The 19,990-nt window shown below is 61.2% G+C and carries 17 protein-coding genes; 4 read left to right on the top strand and 13 right to left on the bottom strand.

Annotated features, from left to right (window positions below):
• Positions 1 to 2: 2 nt before the first annotated feature.
• The 4 genes from TSACC_RS03165 to TSACC_RS03150 form a co-directional block, all read right to left on the bottom strand.
• Positions 3 to 1,322, bottom strand: a complete 1,320-nt coding sequence (locus TSACC_RS03165) for an aminotransferase class I/II-fold pyridoxal phosphate-dependent enzyme (RefSeq protein ID WP_075077942.1) — start codon at positions 1,320 to 1,322, stop codon at positions 3 to 5.
• Between the two features lie 141 nt (positions 1,323 to 1,463).
• Entirely contained in the window at positions 1,464 to 1,919 is a 456-nt protein-coding gene (locus TSACC_RS03160) for a hypothetical protein (protein WP_075077941.1), read from the bottom strand.
• 67 nt (positions 1,920 to 1,986) lie between these two features.
• Positions 1,987 to 2,781 carry an SDR family NAD(P)-dependent oxidoreductase gene (locus TSACC_RS03155; RefSeq protein ID WP_075077940.1) on the bottom strand — a complete coding sequence of 265 codons (795 nt, stop codon included), beginning with the start codon at positions 2,779 to 2,781 and terminating at the stop codon, positions 1,987 to 1,989.
• A gap of 54 nt (positions 2,782 to 2,835) precedes the next feature.
• Positions 2,836 to 3,468, bottom strand: a complete 633-nt coding sequence (locus TSACC_RS03150; protein WP_075077939.1) for a PEP-CTERM sorting domain-containing protein — start codon at positions 3,466 to 3,468, stop codon at positions 2,836 to 2,838.
• A gap of 118 nt (positions 3,469 to 3,586) precedes the next feature.
• On the opposite strand from TSACC_RS03150, the gene TSACC_RS03145 reads away from it, so the two are divergent.
• The 4 genes from TSACC_RS03145 to sufD are packed head-to-tail and all read left to right on the top strand — an operon-like array spanning position 3,587 to position 7,489.
• Positions 3,587 to 4,012 carry a Fur family transcriptional regulator gene (locus TSACC_RS03145; RefSeq protein WP_075080562.1) on the top strand — a complete coding sequence of 142 codons (426 nt, stop codon included), beginning with the start codon at positions 3,587 to 3,589 and terminating at the stop codon, positions 4,010 to 4,012.
• 9 nt (positions 4,013 to 4,021) lie between these two features.
• Entirely contained in the window at positions 4,022 to 4,777 is a 756-nt protein-coding gene (sufC, locus tag TSACC_RS03140; RefSeq protein WP_075077938.1) for a Fe-S cluster assembly ATPase SufC, read from the top strand.
• Positions 4,778 to 4,802: 25 nt separating this feature from the next.
• Positions 4,803 to 6,215, top strand: a complete 1,413-nt coding sequence (gene sufB, locus TSACC_RS03135; protein WP_075077937.1) for a Fe-S cluster assembly protein SufB — start codon at positions 4,803 to 4,805, stop codon at positions 6,213 to 6,215.
• A complete protein-coding gene (sufD, locus tag TSACC_RS03130) occupies positions 6,212 to 7,489 on the top strand; it encodes a Fe-S cluster assembly protein SufD (RefSeq protein ID WP_075077936.1) in 1,278 nt (425 codons plus the stop codon). Before sufB ends, sufD begins: the two co-directional genes overlap by 4 nt.
• A gap of 50 nt (positions 7,490 to 7,539) precedes the next feature.
• Here the strand turns inward: sufD and TSACC_RS03125 are convergent, their stop codons facing one another.
• From TSACC_RS03125 to TSACC_RS03085, 9 genes are all read right to left on the bottom strand, one after another.
• Positions 7,540 to 7,857 carry a hypothetical protein gene (locus TSACC_RS03125; protein ID WP_075077935.1) on the bottom strand — a complete coding sequence of 106 codons (318 nt, stop codon included), beginning with the start codon at positions 7,855 to 7,857 and terminating at the stop codon, positions 7,540 to 7,542.
• 47 nt (positions 7,858 to 7,904) lie between these two features.
• A complete protein-coding gene (locus tag TSACC_RS03120) occupies positions 7,905 to 8,147 on the bottom strand; it encodes a hypothetical protein (RefSeq protein ID WP_108058807.1) in 243 nt (80 codons plus the stop codon).
• Between the two features lie 49 nt (positions 8,148 to 8,196).
• On the bottom strand, positions 8,197 to 10,587 hold the full coding sequence (locus TSACC_RS03115; RefSeq protein WP_153811223.1) for a hypothetical protein: 2,391 nt from the start codon (positions 10,585 to 10,587) through the stop codon (positions 8,197 to 8,199).
• Between the two features lie 89 nt (positions 10,588 to 10,676).
• The gene (locus TSACC_RS03110) at positions 10,677 to 12,149 is read right to left on the bottom strand and encodes a DUF4139 domain-containing protein (protein WP_075077932.1); all 1,473 of its coding nucleotides are present in this window, start codon (positions 12,147 to 12,149) and stop codon (positions 10,677 to 10,679) included.
• Positions 12,150 to 12,154: 5 nt separating this feature from the next.
• A complete protein-coding gene (locus TSACC_RS03105; RefSeq protein WP_075077931.1) occupies positions 12,155 to 13,672 on the bottom strand; it encodes a DUF4139 domain-containing protein in 1,518 nt (505 codons plus the stop codon).
• 112 nt (positions 13,673 to 13,784) lie between these two features.
• Positions 13,785 to 15,299 (bottom strand): proline--tRNA ligase, encoded by a 1,515-nt coding sequence (gene proS / locus TSACC_RS03100; RefSeq protein WP_075077930.1) that lies wholly within the window; start codon positions 15,297 to 15,299, stop codon positions 13,785 to 13,787.
• On the bottom strand, positions 15,296 to 16,396 hold the full coding sequence (locus tag TSACC_RS03095) for a M20 family metallopeptidase (protein ID WP_075077929.1): 1,101 nt from the start codon (positions 16,394 to 16,396) through the stop codon (positions 15,296 to 15,298). The genes proS and TSACC_RS03095 overlap by 4 nt, the downstream gene beginning before the upstream one ends.
• A complete protein-coding gene (locus tag TSACC_RS03090) occupies positions 16,393 to 17,343 on the bottom strand; it encodes a GDP-mannose 4,6-dehydratase (protein WP_075077928.1) in 951 nt (316 codons plus the stop codon). Before TSACC_RS03090 ends, TSACC_RS03095 begins: the two co-directional genes overlap by 4 nt.
• 56 nt (positions 17,344 to 17,399) lie before the next feature.
• The gene (locus tag TSACC_RS03085) at positions 17,400 to 19,988 is read right to left on the bottom strand and encodes a glutamine amidotransferase (protein WP_075077927.1); all 2,589 of its coding nucleotides are present in this window, start codon (positions 19,986 to 19,988) and stop codon (positions 17,400 to 17,402) included.
• Positions 19,989 to 19,990: the final 2 nt, after the last annotated feature.

Here is a 19,990-nt window from a genome sequence, read left to right as displayed (position 1 = left end):
GTCTACTTGGTGGCCTGATGGTATCCATTCTGCCCCTCGGCAGCTCCTTCCGAGCCGTTTTCCGAGGCATCGAGACGGAAGTCGAAAACATTGCGACGGCGACCGGGTTCCACGTAGGCGGGATCGTCGAAGGTACCGAGTTCCCTGGCCAGCTTCTCGAAGATCTCGAGGACGTGATCCAGGTCGTCGTCCGTATGGGTCGCCATGTAGCTCGTGCGCACGATGGCCTCGCCGTAGCGAACCGCCGGGTAAATCGCCGGAGTGGCAAAGACGCCTTCCTCAAACAGGCGCTGCGTAAACATGAACGCCTTGGCTTCGCTGCCGATGAGGATCGGCACGATGGGCGTCTGGGTGGTGCCGATTTTGAAGCCGATGCGCTTGAAGCCCTCGTGCATCTTGTGCGTGTTGCGCCAGAGCTGCTCCATGCGCTCGGGCTCCTGCTGCATGATCTCGAGTGCCTTGAGCACGCCGCCCGCGACAGCGGGAGCGAGCGAGGCTGTAAAGATCAGGCACCGGGCACGATGCTTGAGAAATTCGATCATCTGGCGGTCACCCGCGATGAAGCCGCCCATGGAACCGAGCGATTTCGAGAACGTACCCATGACGATATCGACATCGTCATTGAGGCCAAAATGATGCACCACGCCGCGGCCCTTCGGGCCGAGCACGCCGAGCGAGTGGGCCTCGTCGACATAGACGCGGGCGCCGTAGCTCTTGGCCACCTCGAGCTGAGGCGGCAGGTCGGCAATGTCGCCCGACATGCTGAAGACACCGTCCATCACGACGAGCTTGCCCGCCTCGGGAGCCTGACGCTTCAGGCGATTGCCCAGGGACGATGCGGAATTGTGGCGATAAGGCACCAGCTTGGCCGGCGCAAACTGACATCCATCGATGATGCTGGCGTGATTCTCGCGGTCGCACAGGATCACGTCTCCATCCTCGGTCAGTGAGGCCAGGGCTCCCTGGTTCGCAAAAAATCCGGTCGAAAAAAGAAGGACAGCCTCGCGCTGGAGGAAATCGGCAAGCGCCTCTTCCAGTTGGGAGTGCAGGCGGATCGTACCGTTCAGGAGTCGGGAGCCGGTACAGCCGGCGCCATAGGCGCGAGTGGCTTCACAGGCCGCCTCGATCACGCGCTCGTCCTGAGCGAGGCCGAGATAGTTGTTCGACCCGATCATGATCTTGCGCTCGCCGTCGCACATCACGTAATTGCCATGCGTTTCGTCGATCTGGCGGAAATACGGATAGAAGCCCTGTGCTTTCGCGTCGGCGCTATCCCTGTAGTCCCGGCATTTCTGAAATAAATCTCGCGCCAACGTACGCATGAAAAGGATTAGATAAAGTTACAGGATCAGGCTCTTTGTAAATCTTTTTCCATAGGACCCAAAACGGGATGCCTCGGCGGAAAAATCATCTCAAAGCTTATGGGAGAAGTACTTACAGCGTCCACAATGACTCTTCCAGCTTTATCGCACAGGAACCTGGAGAGGGGTGGGATTGGCCAGCATGATCGATATGGCCACAAAGTAAAGAGTAAGCCCTGCCAGCAGGAGCCATCCGCCCACGGCCACGGCACGGGTCTTGGCATTGCGCGTCATCACCATGCGCCCGAGCGAGGCCACTGCGTCGTCGGAAAGATGCGCCGTCAGCCAGTCGATCAGCATCACGCGCCACACGACCCAGCCCGCTCCGAGCAACGCCACCGCCAGACCCGCGATGACAAAAATCTGCGCCGCCACATTCGTACCGGCGATCAAACGACCGGAAAATCCCGTCACGGTCACGATGATGCTCGCCATGCCGACGACCGACTGGGCGCGTCCATACATGACGTCGAATTGCTTTTGAATGATATCAAAAGCCATCCGGGTATCGTTGTCTGCCAGCTTGAGGATGGCGGCGGCTTCTTCGACGGGCAACATGAGTTTCCCCATATAACCCGCCGACACCCCGGGGCCAAGCCCCAACTTTCACCGCAACAAACGCCACCTATAAAATCGAGCGAAGCAAACCACCTTCCGCCCGCACAGCCGCGCCATTCGTCGCCGCTGCCAGGGGGCTGGCGAGATAGGCGACCGTAGTCGCCACCTCGTGTACGGTGGCAAAACGCTGGATGAGCGAACTCGGCCGAACGGTGGCGAAGAAATCCTTTTCCACCTCGGCCGTGGTCTTGCCGTCCTTTTCCGCCATATCGGCGATGAATTTCTCCACGCCCTCAGAGCGCGTGGGGCCGGGCAGGACGGAGTTCACCGTCACGCCGGTGCCGATCGTCGTCTCGGCCAGGCCTCGCGCCAGGGCGATCTGCATGGTCTTGGTCACGCCATAGTGGATCATCTCGACGGGAATGTTCACCCCGGACTCGCTGGAGAGAAAGAGGATGCGGCCCCAGTTGGGCTTCTTCATGGCAGGAAGATAGTGGCGGCAGAGGCGCACGCCGCTGAGGAAATTTGTCTCGATGATCGACAGCCATTCCTCGTCCGACAGGTCTTCGAAATTCTTCGGCCCGTAGACGCCCAGGTTGTTCACGAGCACATCGACCGTCGGGAATCGCTTGATCGTCTCCTCCACCGCCCCGGCCGTGGCCAGATCAGCGACGAGGGATTCCAAGTGCGCCTGAGGGTATTTCTTCAAGATCGAGGCACTGGCCGCCGCGACTCGCTCTTCCGAGCGGCCATTTATGATTACCCGCGCGCCCTCGGCGGCAAACACTTCGGCAATGGCAAACCCGATACCTGCCGTCGACCCCGTCACCAGCACCAGCTTGTCTTGAAGTAGCAAATCCATGCCGGAACCTCTCACCAGTTCCCCTCGGTGCCAAACGGAAATCTGTAACGATTTCTACCGACGGCGACGCCACAGAACGAACGCTCCAACCATTCCGATTCCGGCCAAGGCGAGCGTTCCGGGTTCGGGCACGGCATTCACCTGGATGTTGTCGATATTCATCGTATCCACCACCGCGGCCACAGTGGAAAAGCTGATGCGGATGGACGCATTCGCAACGCCGTCGAGTTCGCCAGCTCTGAATGGATGAGTGATCACCTCGTAGGAGGTCGTTGGCTTATCCAGCTTGGACGACACCCACTGCGAGCCGTTCCAGTAGTCGATGGTGAAAGTATCACTCAGCTCAAAACCCGGATTGCTCTTTGCCGCGAAGGTGATCACCGGATTCACGAGGTTGGTGAAGTTCAGGTTGGAAAGCGTGATGTGGCCGACCTCAGCGACTGTGGCAAGGTTCGTAAACTGAAGCGATTGGCCGACGGGGTAACCTTCCACCAGATTCTTGTCACTACCAGTCCCCCAGCCCACATACTGAATACCCAAACCGATCACCTCGACGGCAAGGCTGCCGGAAGTCCCGGCGTTTCGGTTCAGATTTTCATTCAAATCCCAATACCCCACCAGCGTATCCGCGCGAGCGGAGAGGGCAGCGACAAATAATACAGCGGCAGCAAACAGCCCTTTGACCATAGGGCAGTCAATAAGACATCGAACGGCCGGATTGCAACTATTGAGAATGACCCCCATGAGATGGAGACTCAATTTAGAATAATTCTTGATTGAATATGTGGCCGTCGTAGGTTTTTCGATGATGAAACCCGCTGGCAACGAGCGCTACGAGACGATCAGCCATAATGGCCATCGTCTGACGCCCCAACGCCGGGAGGTCTATGATGTGCTCCTTTCCGAGCGCGACCATCCCACGGCGACGGAGGTTTTTCTGCGCGCAAAGGCCAGAATGCCAAGCATTTCCCTCGCAACAGTGTACAACTGCCTGGAGACACTGGTTGATTGCGGCCTGGCCAAGCAGGTAAATGTCGAGCGGGAGGCTACCCGCTACTGCCCGAACGTGCAGGAACACGCGCATTTCGTCTGCGACCGCTGCAAGAAGGTCTTCGACGTGCCGTTCGCGCTGGGAGAGAAACGCGAGCAGATGTGGGACCTGCCACCGGGCTTCACCGTGGAGCGCTGCGACATCACGCTCCGGGGAATCTGTACGAACTGCAACACCTGAATTTCAACTATGAGCCTCGAAATCAAAGACCTGCACGCCAACATCGGCGACCGTGAAATCCTCAAGGGACTGAACCTCACCATTCCGAAGGGCGAAGTCCACGCCATCATGGGAAAGAACGGATCGGGCAAAAGCACCCTCGCCAAGGTGATGGCTGGCCACCCCTCCTATGAAGTGACGGGCGGCGACGTGCTCCTCGATGGCAGCAGCCTCTTCGGTCTCGAGCCCGACCAGCGCGCCCGCGCCGGTCTGTTTCTTGCTTTCCAGTACCCGATGGAAATTCCCGGCGTGACCATCGCCAACTTCATCCGCGCCGCCCTGCAGGCCCGCCTGCCCGAGGGCGAGGAACTCGAGGCTGTCGAGTATTACAAGAATCTCTACGCGCAGATGGACGCGCTCAAGATGCCGCGCACCTTCACCTCCCGCTCGGTCAATGACGGCTTCTCCGGCGGCGAAAAGAAGCGCTGCGAGGTGCTCCAGCTCGCCATGCTCAAGCCCGCCTACGCCGTGCTCGACGAGACGGATAGCGGCCTCGACATCGACGCGCTCAAGATCGTGGCCGAGGGCGTGAACACGCTCCGCAGCCCCGACACCGGCTTCCTCGTCATCACCCACTACCAGCGCCTGCTCAACTACATCGTGCCCGACGTGGTGCACGTGATGGTCGACGGACGCATCGTCCGCAGCGGCGGCAAGGATCTCGCCCTCAAGCTGGAAGCCGAGGGCTACGACTGGATCGAAAAGGAACTCCTCGCCACCGCCTAATCCCCAACCGCCAAGGCCTCATACCATGAGCACTGATACCAAACCTGACATCGCCATCGACCGCTCGGTCGGTGACTTCAGTTACGATGTCAATTACGAGTTCGATGCGGGCACCGGTCTTTCCGACAAGACGATCGACTACATCGCCGACGTCAAAAACGACCCGGACTGGATTCGCGAGTTCCGGCACGAGGCCTACCGCAAGTTCCTCGAGAAGCCGATGCCGACCAACTGGGCGAGCAAGGATCTCGACAACATCATCTTCAACAACATCCGCTACTACCTCTCGCAGGGCACCCAGCCGAAGCGCTCGTGGGACGATGTGCCGGATGAGATGAAGCAGACCTTTGAACGGCTCGGCATCCCGGAGCAGGAGCGGAAGTTCCTCGCGGGCGTCGAGGCGCAGTTCGACAGCGAGGCGGCTTACTCAAACATCAAGGCCGCCGTGGGCGAGCAGGGCGTGATCTTCGTCGGCTCGACCGAGGGCCTGCACAAGCACCCGGAGATTTTCCGGAAGTGGTTCGGCAAGGTCATCCCAACCGGCGACAATAAATTCAGCGCGCTCAACAGCGCGGTCTTCTCGGGTGGCTCGTTCATCTACGTCCCGCCAGGCGTGAAGGTGAAGCACCCGCTACAGGCTTACTTCCGCATCAACGCGGAGAGCTTCGGCCAGTTTGAGCGCACGCTCATCATCGCCGACGAGGGCAGCGAGGTGATGTACATGGAAGGCTGCACCGCGCCGAAGTTTGAAACCTCCACGCTGCACAGCGCGGTCGTCGAGCTCGTCGCCATGAAGGGTGCCAAGATCCAGTACGTCACCGTGCAGAACTGGAGCCCGAACGTCTTTAACCTCGTGACCAAGCGCGGTCTCGCCCACGAAGAGGCCGAGATCAAGTGGATCGATTGCAACATCGGCTCCCGCCTCACGATGAAATATCCCGGCGTGGTGATGAAGGGCCGCAAGGCGCGCGGCGAGGTCATCTCGATCGCGCTCGCCAGCGACGGCCAGCACCAGGATACCGGCGCCAAGATGATCCACGCCGCCGACGAGACCACGAGCAACATCGTGTCCAAGTCGATCAGCGTCGGCACCGGCCGCGCCACCTATCGCGGCCTCGTTCACGTGCCGAAGCACCTCAAGGGCTGCAAGAACAACACCGAGTGCGACGCGCTCCTGATCAACTCGCACAGCCGCACGGACACCTATCCGTCGATCACCGTGCGCGGCCAGGGCAACTCCTGTCAGCACGAGGCCAGCGTGAGCCAGATCAGTGAAGAGCAGATTTTCTACATGCAGCAGCGTGGCATCTCGGAGGGCGCGGCCATGAGCCTCGCGGTGAATGGATTCGTCAACGACCTCGTCCAGCAGTTCCCGATGGAATACTCGGTCGAGTTGAAGCGTTTGATCGACCTGGAGATGGAGGGATCGGTAGGATGAGCACGACCTTGGACGACAATACGATCGAAACAACCACGCCAGCGTGGCTGGCCGAGCTTCAGGCTGCGGCGCTGAAGGACTACGAGAACACGCCCGCGCCCACCCGCCGCGACGAGGCCTGGCGCTACTCCGACCTCTCCGCGCTCAACCTCGACGCCTTTGTCGAGGCCAGGCCCGTGGAAAGCGAAGGCCGCCTGATCAACTCCTCGCGCGGAGTGGAACAGACCGCCGCTAAGCTGGTCTTTGGCAACAACGCCCTGCTGCATTGTGACACCGCCAGCCTTCCCGCCGGAGTGATCGTCGCTCCGCTCGATGTCGCCGCCCGCGATCATGCGGAGATCTTCCGCCGTTACTTCATGGCTCAACCCGTGGAGCTCGGGTCCCACAAGTACGCCGCCCTGCACAAGGCGCGCGTCACCGGGGGCACGTTCGTCTACGTGCCGGCCAATGTCGAGGTGGCCCTGCCCATCGAGGTTTTCCACTGGGTCGAGGGCGAGAATGCCTCGGTATTCCCTCACACCCTCATCATCTGCGGTGAAAACAGCAAGGTGACCGTGTTGGATTACTTCCAGAGTTCCGACAACCAGCGCGCCTTCGCCTGCGGCGTCAACGACCTGCACCTGGAGCGCGGAGCGAAGCTTAATTACGTCGCGGTCCAGAACTGGTCGCCCACCTCGCTCGCCTTTCACATCAACTCGACCATCGTCGCCCGCGACGCCACGAGTTCGGCCCTCAGCCTGAACTTCGGCGGCGGCTTCGTGCGCGGAGAATCGCTCAGCCGGCTCGATGGCGAGGGTTCCCGCAGCGAGATGCTCTCAATCAACCCGCTCGACGGCACCCGTATCGTCGACCAGCGCACCCTGCAGGATCACGCCGCGCCCGGCGCGTCGAGCGACCTGCTGTACCTCAACGCCCTCGACAATGCCTCCCGCTCGATCTTTGCGGGACTCATCAAGGTCGAGGAGGGAGCGCATCGCACGGATGCCTACCAGAAGGTCCGCAACCTCATCCTCAGCAACGATTCCGAGGCCAACTCCATGCCCGGCCTGGAGATCCTCGCCGATGATGTGCGCTGCACCCACGGCGCGACCTCGGGCGAGATCAATGAGGACGAGCTGTTCTACATGCAGGCTCGCGGCATCCGCAAAGAGGACGGCCGCCGCCTCATCGTGAACGGCTTCTTCCAGTCACTCCTCGAGCGCCTCGAGTCCTCCCCGCTGCGCGAGTACCTCGGCCGCAAGGTCACCGAGCGCCTCGGTCTGCCCGTTCAGTAAGAGAACCCTTTCTCGCTAAAAGGCCGGTGGAAACACCGGCCTTTTTTTGTTTAGTGAAGCAGCCGGAGTGGAAAGGCCAGCACCCAATAAACCCACACGCCCGGCACGAAAACGAGCGACGAAAATACCAGCATGTAGCTCCAACGCCGGGGGCGAATCTGGAAGACCATTCCCGCCACCAAAGCCCACAGTGTCGCTCCTCCCGTCACCGGCATCCAAAGGTAATCCATCGCATCGTGCGGCGTGAAGTGGGCCAGGGCCACGAGCAGAAGCATCACGATCAGGGCAGGCAGGGATAGCACCAGCGCCGTGGCGGAAACAATCAACCCGCCCAATCGAAAGATTGCGAGCTCCGCCCCGGGTTTCATGGAATTCCCTGCTGGACTACGGCGGAAAAAGAACCGTCAGCGAAAAACTACTCCGCCTTGCGCGGCGACTTCACCGCTGCTGCGGCGGCGGCAGCCTGGGCGGCTTTGCGGCGCGCGCGGGCGGCGATCACGCGGGCGATCACCTTTTCGCGATTGGCCTGGTAGGCCTCGCGTTTGCGGGCCTTCTCGGCTTCGCGAAATTCCTCGTCGGTCGCGTAACGATTCCGCATGTATTCGCGGTAATAGTTGCGATGGTACTCGGCTTGTTTCTCGGGGTCGGCGTAAGGCACGTGCCTCAAAATGCCTTGAAAGATTTTGGCACTCAAGCGCAAAGGCTCATCACCGCCGTTTCGCCGCCTCCCGTTCACACTCCTGCACCGCCGCCTCGACCCACCATTTCTCGATTTCCGACTCCGGCTTCCATTCCCTGAGAACCTCCAGCGCCTCGGCTGGCTTCTGTTTCAAAAGGGCCACCGCTTCCTCCCGTTCCTGGTCGGTGCCAGTCGCAAACCGCGCCGCAAAATGAGCGAACTGTTTTTCAACGGGCATCGGAAATTCGCACTCCAACCGCACCGGCCCCGCCACGTCCAGATCCGGAGTGATAAACCGCACCTCCACGGCATGTTTTCCCTGAAACACGTACCCCAGCGCGCATTCGGACGACTTCAGCGAGGTCCACTTCCCCTCATCGAGACGGAACTCGATCTCATTTCTTGAATCCGTCTCCAGTTGAAGACGCCCCCACTCATCAAGCTTGAGCGCCACCTTGTCGGGCAATGGGTTTCGGTTCGGAATCATCACCCGGGCAGGAAGGGGGTAGTGCTGCTGAATCCACGTATTACCTGCTTTGTCCACCCTGACTTCGCCAATCTCACAACGATCGAGAAACGGATGCACCCGCCCATCACGGAAGACGGGCACCGTCTTTCCATTCCGAAAGATATAGAGCTGTTGTGCTCCCGCCACCCAGGTGCGCCCGAGATTATCCTCCGAGACATAGGGTTCCTTGATGTTCCGCGGTTCAAACCCCTCGGGCACTTTCCGCTCCACCCGCGAGCCGGTACGATCCTGCCAGACCTCATCCCCGGCCAGACTTCTGGGATCGAACTGCCATGATTTGCCATCCACCAGGCGATAGGTCATTTTCGGACGATTCGTCATGACGCACAGATCCCCCTCGGGTGAGTAAAAGGGCTGACTGATATCTATACGGTTCCTCCGACCTGTTATCTCCTCGGAAGGCCACTCCCTCCACTCCTTGCCATCCCAAAGATAAAGCCGGGATGCGGACGTCTGAAAGGCGATATACCCATTGCCTCCCACGATGGGCTTGATGAACGAAGAGTTTTGAAAGGCAGCGCCTAACTCGTCGCGGTACTTGACCAAAGCTGCCTTGATCTCCGGCAACACATCCCAATCCTGCAGATTGGAACTCAAGACACCCACCTCGTCTGAGTCGTTATATGCCGGAACCACCCAGATGCGCTCTTGAGCGTCGATCACCACATCGCGAGTGGAAGACGTTCCCAGTTCGTGCGGGAGTTGGATTCTCATCCATTCGGTCCCATTCCAGACGCGAAGTTGATCTTTCTCCTCAAAAAAAGTGAAGACGCGATCCTGCGAGTCAACCACCCATGCTTCACGCGCCGGAACGTCCATCACATCAGCCGCCGGCTTTTCTTCCAAAAACTCCCGCGAGTTCACCACGGCAAACTCTGGCGACCGTACATCCCGGGTAAAAACAACGACACGGTCATTGGGTAGCGACACGATCTCCCGGGCAGCCCCCATCGTCCAGCCGCGACGCCAGTCGATCACCTCGGAAGTCGTCTTTCCAAAAGGAAAAAAGATCGCACCTTCCTGAGCCAGCAGGAACGCGCCATCCGTGGTCTGGCAATACGTCCGGTCATTGGAATGCGCTTCGCACGCCGAGATCGCGGAAGGGAGGTCTCTCTGCACCCACACCCGATCCGCGGTCAACTCCCACGCCTTTTTGTCACCATTCCTCCGCTCGATGAGCAGCCAGCCTTCCCCATAGGGAACGAGCGACACAGGATCGGCAAAGCTCTGTCGAGCAGGCCCGTGAACTTTCTCCACACGGAAGGAGTCGAGATTCATGACATACAGATGATTCCTTCCCACCAGCCACATGAAGTCCCCGTCTTTTCTCAAAACGTCCAGAATGTCGTCCTTCGGCTCGTCGACCATGGAGATCCCCGAAAGCGTCTCGCCGTCCACCCGTAACGGGACAAATCGTCCGTCCTTTCCGTTATTGCTCCAGATCCAGCAGCCGCCCCGCGTGTCCTCGAAAAAATGAAACGGGTACCAGTTCGTATCTCGCGTCCAGCAAAACGGCTTGGCGTCATAGGAAATCGCCCGTCCGGATTCCGGCTCCAACCGGACTATCCATTGACTGCTCCCGGACAGCCAGATGCGCCCACGGGAATCCTCAACGGCGTTGACCGTGGTGCGCGATCCGTCGGACCAGTCGAAGGGGATCGTCTTCTCGACCACCATATCCTTCAGGATCATGGCCGCCCACTTTCCTTTCTTCAGCTCCCACAGCACGACGACCCGTCCACCCTTCAGCCCCAGGATTCCCTGAACGACCGCCTCTCCGCCGGGACCAGCCGGGGACAGGGGTGTCCATCGCTTTCCGTCGAGTATCGCCAGTTGGTTACACTTCGGCCCTCCGTAAACGTAGAGCCGCCCAGTACTGTCTGGAGCCATTCCAAAAACCCGGAACGGCGCAGGCCCAACCGCTGCCCCCGCCCAATGAAGACTGACCAAAAACAGAAGGGCAGTCAGCGTCGCCCGCCTCACCATGAATAGTGGACGGTGTAGGTGATCTTGCGCTCTTCGTCGGGCTTCAGTTCGACCAGGAACTCGATCTCGTCGGAGCTCAGCTTCTTGTAGGTCGTGTTTTTGTCCGTGATCTCCCAGTTCTTCCAGCGCAGCAGGTGCTCGACGACGCGGATCGTCACCGGCTCGGTCTTGCGATTGCGCAATGTGATTTCAAAACTCTCGTCCGCCCAGTCGTTGGAGTTATCCACCTTGAAGTTCGTCCGCTTCCGCTCGCCCACGAGATCGAAGGCGTCACCGGTGTAGATGCGCACCGTCTCGTCCTTCGGCGTGTGATCGATCTGGTTTTCGCCTGTGAACTCCAGTTGCTTCCCATCCGCGCGGTAGAACCGCACATTGCCCTTGGGCAAGGGAATACCGAGGCCGTTTTCCTTCGTGTTCTTGAACTCCCGCATGACCGACACCTTGCTGTTGCTGTCGGAACCAAACTCCTCATTCTGTCTCAGAGAACTGCGGTCGTAGCCGCGCCAGCGGTTCCAATCGATCACCGCCCCGTCATAGACGTAGATGACCTCGCTCTTCACCCCCGAGGCCCGGATAAACTCGACCTGCTTCGTCTCGCGGTCATGCAGGGTCACCGCACGTTCCAGCGTGTAAAGGTGGTATTCGTCGAAGGTCTTTTCGGTGACCTGACTCGCCCTTTGTTCATCTTTTGCCCAACCGCCAGTGAATGCCCTGAAGTTCGCCATTGCTTCCTGAGGCTCGAGCTTGTTCACATCGCCTGCCATGAGCTTGATCCTCGCATCGACGAAGTCCCGACCCGTCTGGTTGTCCATCGTCACCCAGCCCACGATGTCGAGATCGTTCCCCTTCTCCGGGGCGACGACATTGTAGCTGGCCTCCCACGTCATGCCGCGCGTGATGTAGCCGAGTTCCGCCTCCGTCTTCAGCGGCTTGGGCGCGTTGATGATCCACGACAGACGCGGCTTGAGGATCGTATCGTCCCCGAGCGAGGGAAAGATCGGCTGGCCGGGCAGGCCGAACTGGATTTTCCCCTCGATCTCGATGATCGGTTCGCTCGCGACTGCCACGGCATTGCGTGCGGCTTGGGCTGGCGATTGATACCCGGAGCGAATCACCTTTCCCCGCACGATACGATCCGGCTTCATCGGCTGAGGCATGGAAAAGTCAATTTCCTTCCCCTCAAACAGGGAAAGCAACAGCCCCTGGCTTAGCGGATCGTTGCGGTAGCTCTGCTCGAGGATCTGGAGCGGATTCCCCGCCGGGTCGCGCAGGATTACGGAATCCGGCTCCACCTGCATCGTAGCGCCATCAAAGATCACCGAGTTCTCTCCCTGTTTCAGGTCGAGCGCGATCTGATCTCGCACCACGGCAAAGTTCTGGTTGTAGATGGTCAGGCCGGGTTGGGCGGCAACGGCTGCCGCCATTGACACGCACCAGCCGGCGATCACAAGCAAAGGGGGTTTCATGGGAGTTACCACGAGTAGTGGACGGTATAGGTGATCTTGCGCTCTTCGTCGGGCTTCAGTTCGACAAGGAACTCGATCTCGTCGGAGTTCAGCTTCTTGTAGGTCGTGTTCTTGTCCGTGATCTCCCAGTTGTTCCAGCGCAGGAGATGCTCGACGACACGGATCGTCACCGGCTCGGTTTTGCGATTACGCACGGTGATTTCAAAGCTCTCGTCCGCCCACTTGTTGGAGGTGTCGACCTTGAAGTTCGTCCGCTTGCGCTCGCCCACGAGGTCAAAGGCGTCGCCGGTGTAGATCCGCACCGTCTCGTCCTTCGGCGTGTGATCGATCTGGTTTTCGCCCGTGAACTCCAGTTGCTTTCCGTCCGCGCGGTAGAAGCGCACATTGCCCTTGGGTAAGGGAATACCGAGGCCGTTTTCCTTCGTGTTCTTGAACTCCCGCATCACCGACACCTTGCTGTTGCTGTCGGAACCAAACTCCTCGTTTTGCCGCAGAGAGACTCGGTTGTAACTCCGCCAGCGATTCCAGTCGATCACCGCGCCGTCGTAAACATAGATGACCTCGCTTTTCACTCCGGAGGCACGGATGAACTCGACCTGCTTCGTCTCCCGGTCGTGCAGGGTCACCGGACGCTCCAGCGAGTAGAGATGATATTCGTCGAAGGCTTTTTCGGTGACTTGCGGTGCAGGCGTTTCAAATGCCATGGCGTAACCCGCAGCCCGCAATCTGTCACCGACCTGCATCTGATTCGGATCGAGCTTGTTCACGTCGCCGGCCATGAGCTTGATTCTCGCATCGGCGAAGTCGCGCCCGGTCTGGTTATCCATCGTCACCCAGCCCACGATGTCGAGGTCGTTCCCCTTCTCCGGGGCAACGACATTGTAGCTCGCCTCCCAAGTCATGCCGCGCGTGATGTAGCCCAGCTCGGCCTCCGTCTTCAGCGGCTTGGGCGCGTTGATCACCCACGACAGGCGCGGCTTGAGGATGGTGTCGTCCCCGAGCGAGGGAAAGACCGGCCTGCCCGGCAGGCCAAACTGGATCTTGCCGTCGACCTGGATGATAGGCTCCCCCGCTCCGCTCGCGCTGGACATGGCCATCTGGGTCATGGCGTACTGGTTGCCGTAGCGCCGCATGGCGAGGCTGTTGTGCGCGACGTAGCCGGAACGAATGATCTTGCCGCGCACGATGCGGTCGGGCTTGGAGATTTCCCCGATGTAAAAATCAATCTCCTGGCCTTCGAATAGCGACAGTAGCAGCGCCTGGCTGAGTGGATCGTTGCGGTAGCTCTGCTCGAGAATCTGAAGCGGATTTCCCGCCGGGTCGCGCAGGATTACGGAATCCGGCTCGACTTGCATCGTCGCGCCATCGTAGACCACCGAGTTTTCGCCCTGCTTCAGATCGAGCGAAATACTGTCGCGCACGACGGCAAAGTTTTGGTTGTAAATCGTAAGCGCCGGTTGCGCTGCCGCGGCGATGGCCAGCGGCGCGAACAGCCCGAGGAGGGAGAGGAGGGGCGTTTTCACGTCAACCGAGTTAACGCGAAACGCAGAGTTTTCTTAAGACAAAACTTAGCGCCTCCCGGGAAAAGAAAAGGGGCCGCCCCGAGATCTTCGAGACGGCCCCTTTCAAGAAGGCTTAGTAAGACTTGGCCCAGACGACCCGTTGTTTGCTGGGTTCGCCGGTGAAGATACAGGTGCCTGCCTCGGGTGAATCCGTGAACGGAATGCACCGGATCGTCACCTTGAGGTCGTTCTTGATCTGTTCCTCGACCGCCGCGCTGCCATTCCAGTGCGCAAGAGCGAAGCCGCCGTGGATCTCCGGTTTGTCGGAGTTCGCCGGGGTGAAGAACTTGTAGAAGTCCTCCTTGCTCTCGATAACCTTGAGGTTTTCGTCGCGGAAGGCGGTGGCGCGGGCGAGCAACTCGGCCTGGATTTCGTCGAGGATGCCAGTCACGCCGGAAAGCACGTCGCCATTGGGCAGGAACGCCTTTTCCTTGTGCGGACGGTCGCGGCGGGAAAGGGCCACCGTACCCTGCGCAAGATCGCGCGGGCCGATCTCGATGCGGATCGGGATGCCTTTCTTGATCCACTCCCAGTTCTTCACGCCACCACCGAGGTCGCGCGAATCGATCTCCACCTGCACGGGCACGCCATGGTAACTGATCTCGCGGAGCTGCGCGGCAAGGTTGTCCGCAGCCTCGAGCACGGCGGCGCGGGTGTCTTCCTTGGGCGTGATGGGAATGATCACGACATGGGCCGGGGCCACGCGCGGCGGCAGGATGAGCCCGTCGTCGTCGCCATGGGCCATGATGAGCGTGCCGATGAGGCGGGTGCTCACGCCCCAGCTCGTCGTCCAGGCATGCTCCACCGCGCCGCTGCGCGACTGGAATTGAATGCCGGAGGCTTTCGAGAAATTCTGCCCGAGGAAGTGCGAAGTGCCGGCCTGGATGGCCTTGCGATCCTGCACCATGGCCTCGATGCAATACGTCTGCACCGCGCCGGGGAAGCGCTCGCTCTCGCTCTTCTCACCCGTGATGACCGGGATGGCGAGGTAATCGCGTGCAAAGGTCTCGTAGACACGCAGCATCTTCATCGTCTCCGTGACCGCTTCCTCGCTGGTCTCGTGGGCGGTATGTCCCTCCTGCCAGAGAAACTCGGCGGTGCGAAGGAAAAGACGCGGGCGCATTTCCCAGCGGACCACATTGGCCCATTGGTTGAGCAAAATCGGGAGGTCGCGCCAGGATTTCACCCAGCGGGCGTAGGCCGCGCCGATGATCGTCTCGGAGGTCGGGCGCACGATGAGCGGTTCGCTGAGCTGGCCGGAGGGGACGAGCTTGCCGTCCTTGGCCTCGAGGCGGTGATGCGTGACCACGGCGCACTCCTTGGCGAAGCCCTCGACGTGAGCGGCTTCCTTCTCCAGATAGCTCAGCGGGATGAAGAGCGGGAAATAGGCGTTGCGGTGGCCCGTGGCCTTGAACATGCCATCGAGCACGGCCTGCATGCGCTCCCAAAGGGCGTAGCCCCAGGGCTTGATGACCATGCATCCGCGCACTTCGGAGTTTTCAGCGAGGTCGGCGGCGCGGATGACCTGCTGGTACCATTCGGGAAAATCCTCCTGGCGGGTGGGAGAGACGGCGGTTTTTTCGCTCATGCGAGTTGGTTGAGAAAGTTTTTGTAAAAGGTGAGCCCGGCTTCGAGGTCGGAGATGGCGATCCATTCGTCGGCGGTGTGAGCCTGGGCGATGGACCCCGGCCCGAGTGCCACGGCAGGCACGCCGCGTTCCGAGAAGGGCGCAGCGTCGCAGAACCATGGGGCTCCCGTGAGCCCGGCTCCGCAACCACGAAGTTTTTGGATGATAGCGTTCTCCGGATCGGTCCACAAGGGCGCGGCTCCAGCCGTGGTGAATGTCACCTCGGGAAAGCGCGCCTTCAGATCGGCGACGAACCCGTCGATGTCCTGCCCCGGCAGCGTGCGTATGTCGACCGCGGCATCACAGCCCTCCGGCACGATGTTGACCTTGCTGCCGCCGCGAATCGTTCCGATGCTCATGGTCGTGCGACCGAGGATCGGATGGGTCAGGTCGCCGAAACGGCGGTGAAACTCCGCCTTGAGAAAGACCAATGCGTCGAGCACCGGCTCGATGGCGTTTTTGCCTTTATCCGGCGTGGAGCTGTGCACGGCCACTCCCGCGGCATGGAGGAAAATGCGTCGCGACCCTTTGTGCGTATGCACGATCTCGAGGCTGGTTGGTTCGCCGACGAGGACGAAATCGAAAGTCTCCGAGGAGGCCAGCGAGATGGACCCATGCTGGCCCGCCTCCTCGCTCATCAACCCGGCGAACCAGATTTCATGGCTCAGCGTGGGAATCACGTCTTTCAGGTCACTCAGGGCCTGGAGCATGGCGGCCATCGGCCCCTTGGTATCGCTCGATCCCCGGCCCCAGATGCGTCCGTCGCGCTGCTCCCCGCTGAAGGGCTCGATCGTCATGCCGAGCACGCTCACGGTATCCGTATGCGGCGCGAGAAGGAGACGCGGCTTGCCCGGCCGATCGGATGGAAACCGCCCGATGACATTCGGCCTGCCTGGCAGAATCTCAGGCAGCTGTACCTCAGCGCCGAGATTCGTCAGAAAATCGGCGATGAACTTCGCACACTCCGCCTCACCCGTGCGATCCGTCCCGGGGTCGCCCTCGGGATTCACGCTCGGGATACGGACGAGCTGGGTGAGAAGGTCGGCGACGGCGCTCATTTTCCGTGCTGGCTGGCATACCACTCGACGAAGCGGGGGATGCCCTCGGAAATCTTCACCTTCGGATCGTACCCGAGCAGGGCGCGAGCCTTGCGAATGTCCGCACAGGTCAGCGGCATGTCACCCTGCTGCTCGGGGAGCTGCTGGATGATAGCCTTCTTGCCGATGGACTTCTCCAACGCCTCGATCAGCTCGGTGAGGGTGGTCGTCTCGCTTTCGCCGAGGTTGACGATCTCAAACTTCGTCTTGTCGTAGGCGAGCGCCCCCATCACGCCCTGGATGATGTCGTCGATGTAGGTGTAATCGCGACGCGTGCCGCCATCGCCGTACTTCGGGATCGGCTTATCGTTGTAAATGAGGTCCGTGAACTTGTGGATCGCGAGGTCGGGACGCTGGCCGGGGCCGTAGACCGTGAAAAAGCGCAGGCAGACCACGCCGAGATCGTAAAGATGGGAGAAATTGCCGCACAGGTGCTCGCCCGCCAGCTTCGTCGCCGCGTAGGGGCTGAGAGTCTGAGGAAGCGGCAGGTCCTCGGAAAAAGGAACCGTCTTCGCCAGCCCATAAACCGATGAACTGGAGGCGAATAGAAACTTGCTCACCCCGCCTGCCTTGGCGGCATCGAGCATGTTGTAGGTGCCGTTGACGTTGGTCTGGAGGTAGGAGAGCGGATTTTCCACCGACGGACGCACTCCCGCGCGGGCGGCGATATGCACGATGGCGTCAAACTTCCCATCGACCACGACCTGCTTCATGCGGCCGGCATCCTCGATATTTGCCTCGATCAACTCCACGTGACCATCCAACCCGGCGATATTCGACCGCTTGATGGCGGGGTTGTAGTAGTCGTTGAAGTTGTCGACGATCACAGCGGCATGGCCGGCACGCAGGAGCCTGCGGACCAAATGGGAGCCAATAAAACCGGCGCCGCCGGTAACCAGTACTTTCATCGAAGCAACCTAGCGGGCAGGGGAAAATCGCCGCAAGCTGTTTCTCCACCGGGCGCTTAGGTCCAGTCCCGTCGCCTCAGCCAGATATCGACCGGCCAGAGAACCAGCGCCGCCACCAGCAGCCAGGGAGAGAGGTCGCGCCGTGTCGAGGCGGCCTGCGTGGCCGGACGGAAAACCTGCTCAGGCGTGGGCTGGAAGATACCGCCGCAGTCCCGGGCGAGCTTTTCCAGAAAGGGCCGGGTGTCGGCCACGGGGAGAAATTCCCGCCCGGCATCGCGCATCCAGGCCAGCGAGACCGGGCGACCGGCCCCATCGCTCACGGCGATGACGGCCGTTTCGGCCTCGGGCTTGGGAAACTCCACCCGGTAACGTCCCGGCGCGACCTGAGGCGCAATAAGCGATCGGCTCACCCCACCCTGCTCGGCCACGGTGACAGCAACAGGCAGTCCATTGCGAAAGGTTCCCGCACCGGTCACAGCCGAGACATCCACCACGAGACGGTCGCCGGATTCCATCACCTCGGCGCTCAGGTCGTCGCGACGATCCGGTCTCACGAGCTGACGGGCGAGCTGGGTCCAGAATTTGCCATATCCCGGCCACGTCATCCACTCAGCCGCCCAGCGGGGTTTTGCATCACTGAGGAAAGCCGCCGCTTGTCCCAGTCCATACCGCCAGAGAGCGAGAATGGGTTCGCCGGATTCCGCGGCGAGCAGGAGATCGGCTCCGGGCTTCACACTGGAGAGGTTCAACCCGAGCAGCGGCGGCGCCTCGGACCATGGGATGCCCTGCAACACGTCGGACGCCCCCGTCGGCGTGACCAGAAACGCGTCCTCGCGCAGGCTCGACTGCGTGGCACGCATCGTCTCCTGGCTGAACAAACGCGGCAGTGTCGTGGCGTCCGCCGTGAGGTAAAAGCGCCCGCCGCCCTTGGCGGCCAGATCGCGCAGGAAGGCCGTGTCCTTGTCCTCCTCGCGGCCGAGGGCGACCACGGAGAGGGTAATACGATTGGCCAGCATGGCGGCGGCGAGGTCGAGCGACGATCCGCCGCCCATCGAGGGATTGCCCTCGGACCCGGCGGACTTTTCCTCCGCGTCGGCAGCGTCGGCAAAAAGGATGATGTGCTTGATCTTCGCCTGCGCATCGCGCAGCACGGGAAAGGCCTCCGCCAGCGACGTATAGACATAGATGCCGCCGCCTCCCGAGGTAATGCCCGCAATGCGGCGCGCCGCGCCTGTCTTGTCCGATGCGCTGGCGAGCGGAACGACCTGCTGGACCCGGGTATCCACGGCAAAGACACCGAACAAATCACGCGCCTGCAGCACCTCGAGAGCGAGGCTGGCGCCATCATTCGCCAGCGACATCTTGGTTTGGCCCCCCGCCATCGCAGACATCGAGCCCGATCGATCGAGGATCACCAACAGTGCGGCCACAGGCGTTTCCTCCCGCTCCTGACGCTCGATGCGCACGGGCAGCATCGCCGCCACCGGGGTGCGGAAATACCCGCCCGCCCCAAAGCTCGACTCTCCGCCCGCCATGAGAAATCCCCCGCCAAAATCCTTCACCCACGAGGCCAGCGAGCGCATCTGCTGGTCGCTCAATTCCGACGCCGGCACGTCGCTCAGCATCACGAGATCAAAGCTCTCCAGCTCCTCCAGGGTGGCGGGGAATCCCGATGCCGGCCGCACCTCGACCTGAAATCCGCTCGCTCTCAGCACCCCCGCCAGCCCGTCGAGCTGAGCGGGATCACGATCCACCAGCAGTGTACGCGCCGCGCCTCCATGCACGGTCACCACGTGGCCCCTGTTATTTTCCGGACGCGCATCCCCCGGCAGAGACACCGTCGCCTCGTACAGGCCGAGCCCGGCTTCCGCCCGCAGGTTGGGAATCACCAATTCGTTCTCTCCGCGGGCGAGTTCCTTCTCCACCTCCGCCACCAGCACCCGGTTCTGAAAGAAACGCACTGTCGCGCGGGCATTGGATTCCGCGGAGTTCACGGTCACGCGGGCGTCGAACGTCTCACCCTCGCGCGCAGCAGCCGGCACCTTGACCGCCAGCACAGCCGCATCCGGGCGGTTTTCCGGAGGTAGCGGCACGACATCGAGCTCCACTCCCCGCTCCTTCAGACGGGCCAGCACTCCCTCCGCCGGCCGTCCTGTATTGACCGCCCCATCGGAGAGCAAAATGATTCGTCCCGGACGATCAGCCGGGAGCGACGCCTGGGCAAACTCCAGGGCCGACGCGAGATCCGTCGCGTCCCTCGGAACCGTCACCGCCGCGCTGTCTTCCCTGCTCCCGTACGCCCGGGCCACCGCCGCCCCGGCGGCGAAATCCACCTGACCGGAGTCGGCCTGGTGCTCCCGGGAGGCCTGGGCAATGAAGTCCGACGCAGTCTTCTGCCCCGCGTCATCGACACTGGCGGAGACATCGCGCAGCAAGACCACGGCGGCATCGCGCGTCACGCCGCGAAAGGCCGGACCAGCCAGCGCCAGGATGATGAGGATCACGACCGCGCAGCGAACCGCGAGGGCGAGCACCCGTTGACTCGACGTCCAGGAGGCAAGCGTGCCGCGTTGCAGGAGCCAGACCAGCCCCAGGGCGAGAGGGATCAGCCAAAGAAGATAAGGGCGCTCGAAATCCACCGTCACGA

It is taken from the genome of Terrimicrobium sacchariphilum (assembly GCF_001613545.1).
In the GTDB taxonomy this organism is placed as follows: Bacteria; Verrucomicrobiota; Verrucomicrobiia; order Chthoniobacterales; family Terrimicrobiaceae; genus Terrimicrobium; species Terrimicrobium sacchariphilum.
Note: the sequence above shows the minus strand (reverse complement) of the source record. Positions and strands in the feature narration are given on the sequence as shown.

What these genes read in the sequence shown, in the direction of transcription:
- TSACC_RS03145 (WP_075080562.1), top strand. Translation starts at nt 3,587, where the DNA reads ATGATGAAACCCGCTGGCAACGAGCGCTACGAGACGATCAGCCATAAT.
- TSACC_RS03090 (WP_075077928.1), bottom strand. Translation starts at nt 17,343, where the DNA reads ATGAAAGTACTGGTTACCGGCGGCGCCGGTTTTATTGGCTCCCATTTG.
- TSACC_RS03165 (WP_075077942.1), bottom strand. Translation starts at nt 1,322, where the DNA reads ATGCGTACGTTGGCGCGAGATTTATTTCAGAAATGCCGGGACTACAGG.
- sufD (WP_075077936.1), top strand. Translation starts at nt 6,212, where the DNA reads ATGAGCACGACCTTGGACGACAATACGATCGAAACAACCACGCCAGCG.
- sufB (WP_075077937.1), top strand. Translation starts at nt 4,803, where the DNA reads ATGAGCACTGATACCAAACCTGACATCGCCATCGACCGCTCGGTCGGT.
- proS (WP_075077930.1), bottom strand. Translation starts at nt 15,299, where the DNA reads ATGAGCGAAAAAACCGCCGTCTCTCCCACCCGCCAGGAGGATTTTCCC.
- TSACC_RS03110 (WP_075077932.1), bottom strand. Translation starts at nt 12,149, where the DNA reads ATGAAACCCCCTTTGCTTGTGATCGCCGGCTGGTGCGTGTCAATGGCG.
- sufC (WP_075077938.1), top strand. Translation starts at nt 4,022, where the DNA reads ATGAGCCTCGAAATCAAAGACCTGCACGCCAACATCGGCGACCGTGAA.
- TSACC_RS03125 (WP_075077935.1), bottom strand. Translation starts at nt 7,857, where the DNA reads ATGAAACCCGGGGCGGAGCTCGCAATCTTTCGATTGGGCGGGTTGATT.
- TSACC_RS03150 (WP_075077939.1), bottom strand. Translation starts at nt 3,468, where the DNA reads ATGGTCAAAGGGCTGTTTGCTGCCGCTGTATTATTTGTCGCTGCCCTC.
- TSACC_RS03160 (WP_075077941.1), bottom strand. Translation starts at nt 1,919, where the DNA reads ATGTTGCCCGTCGAAGAAGCCGCCGCCATCCTCAAGCTGGCAGACAAC.
- TSACC_RS03095 (WP_075077929.1), bottom strand. Translation starts at nt 16,396, where the DNA reads ATGAGCGCCGTCGCCGACCTTCTCACCCAGCTCGTCCGTATCCCGAGC.
- TSACC_RS03155 (WP_075077940.1), bottom strand. Translation starts at nt 2,781, where the DNA reads ATGGATTTGCTACTTCAAGACAAGCTGGTGCTGGTGACGGGGTCGACG.
- TSACC_RS03115 (WP_153811223.1), bottom strand. Translation starts at nt 10,587, where the DNA reads ATGGCTCCAGACAGTACTGGGCGGCTCTACGTTTACGGAGGGCCGAAG.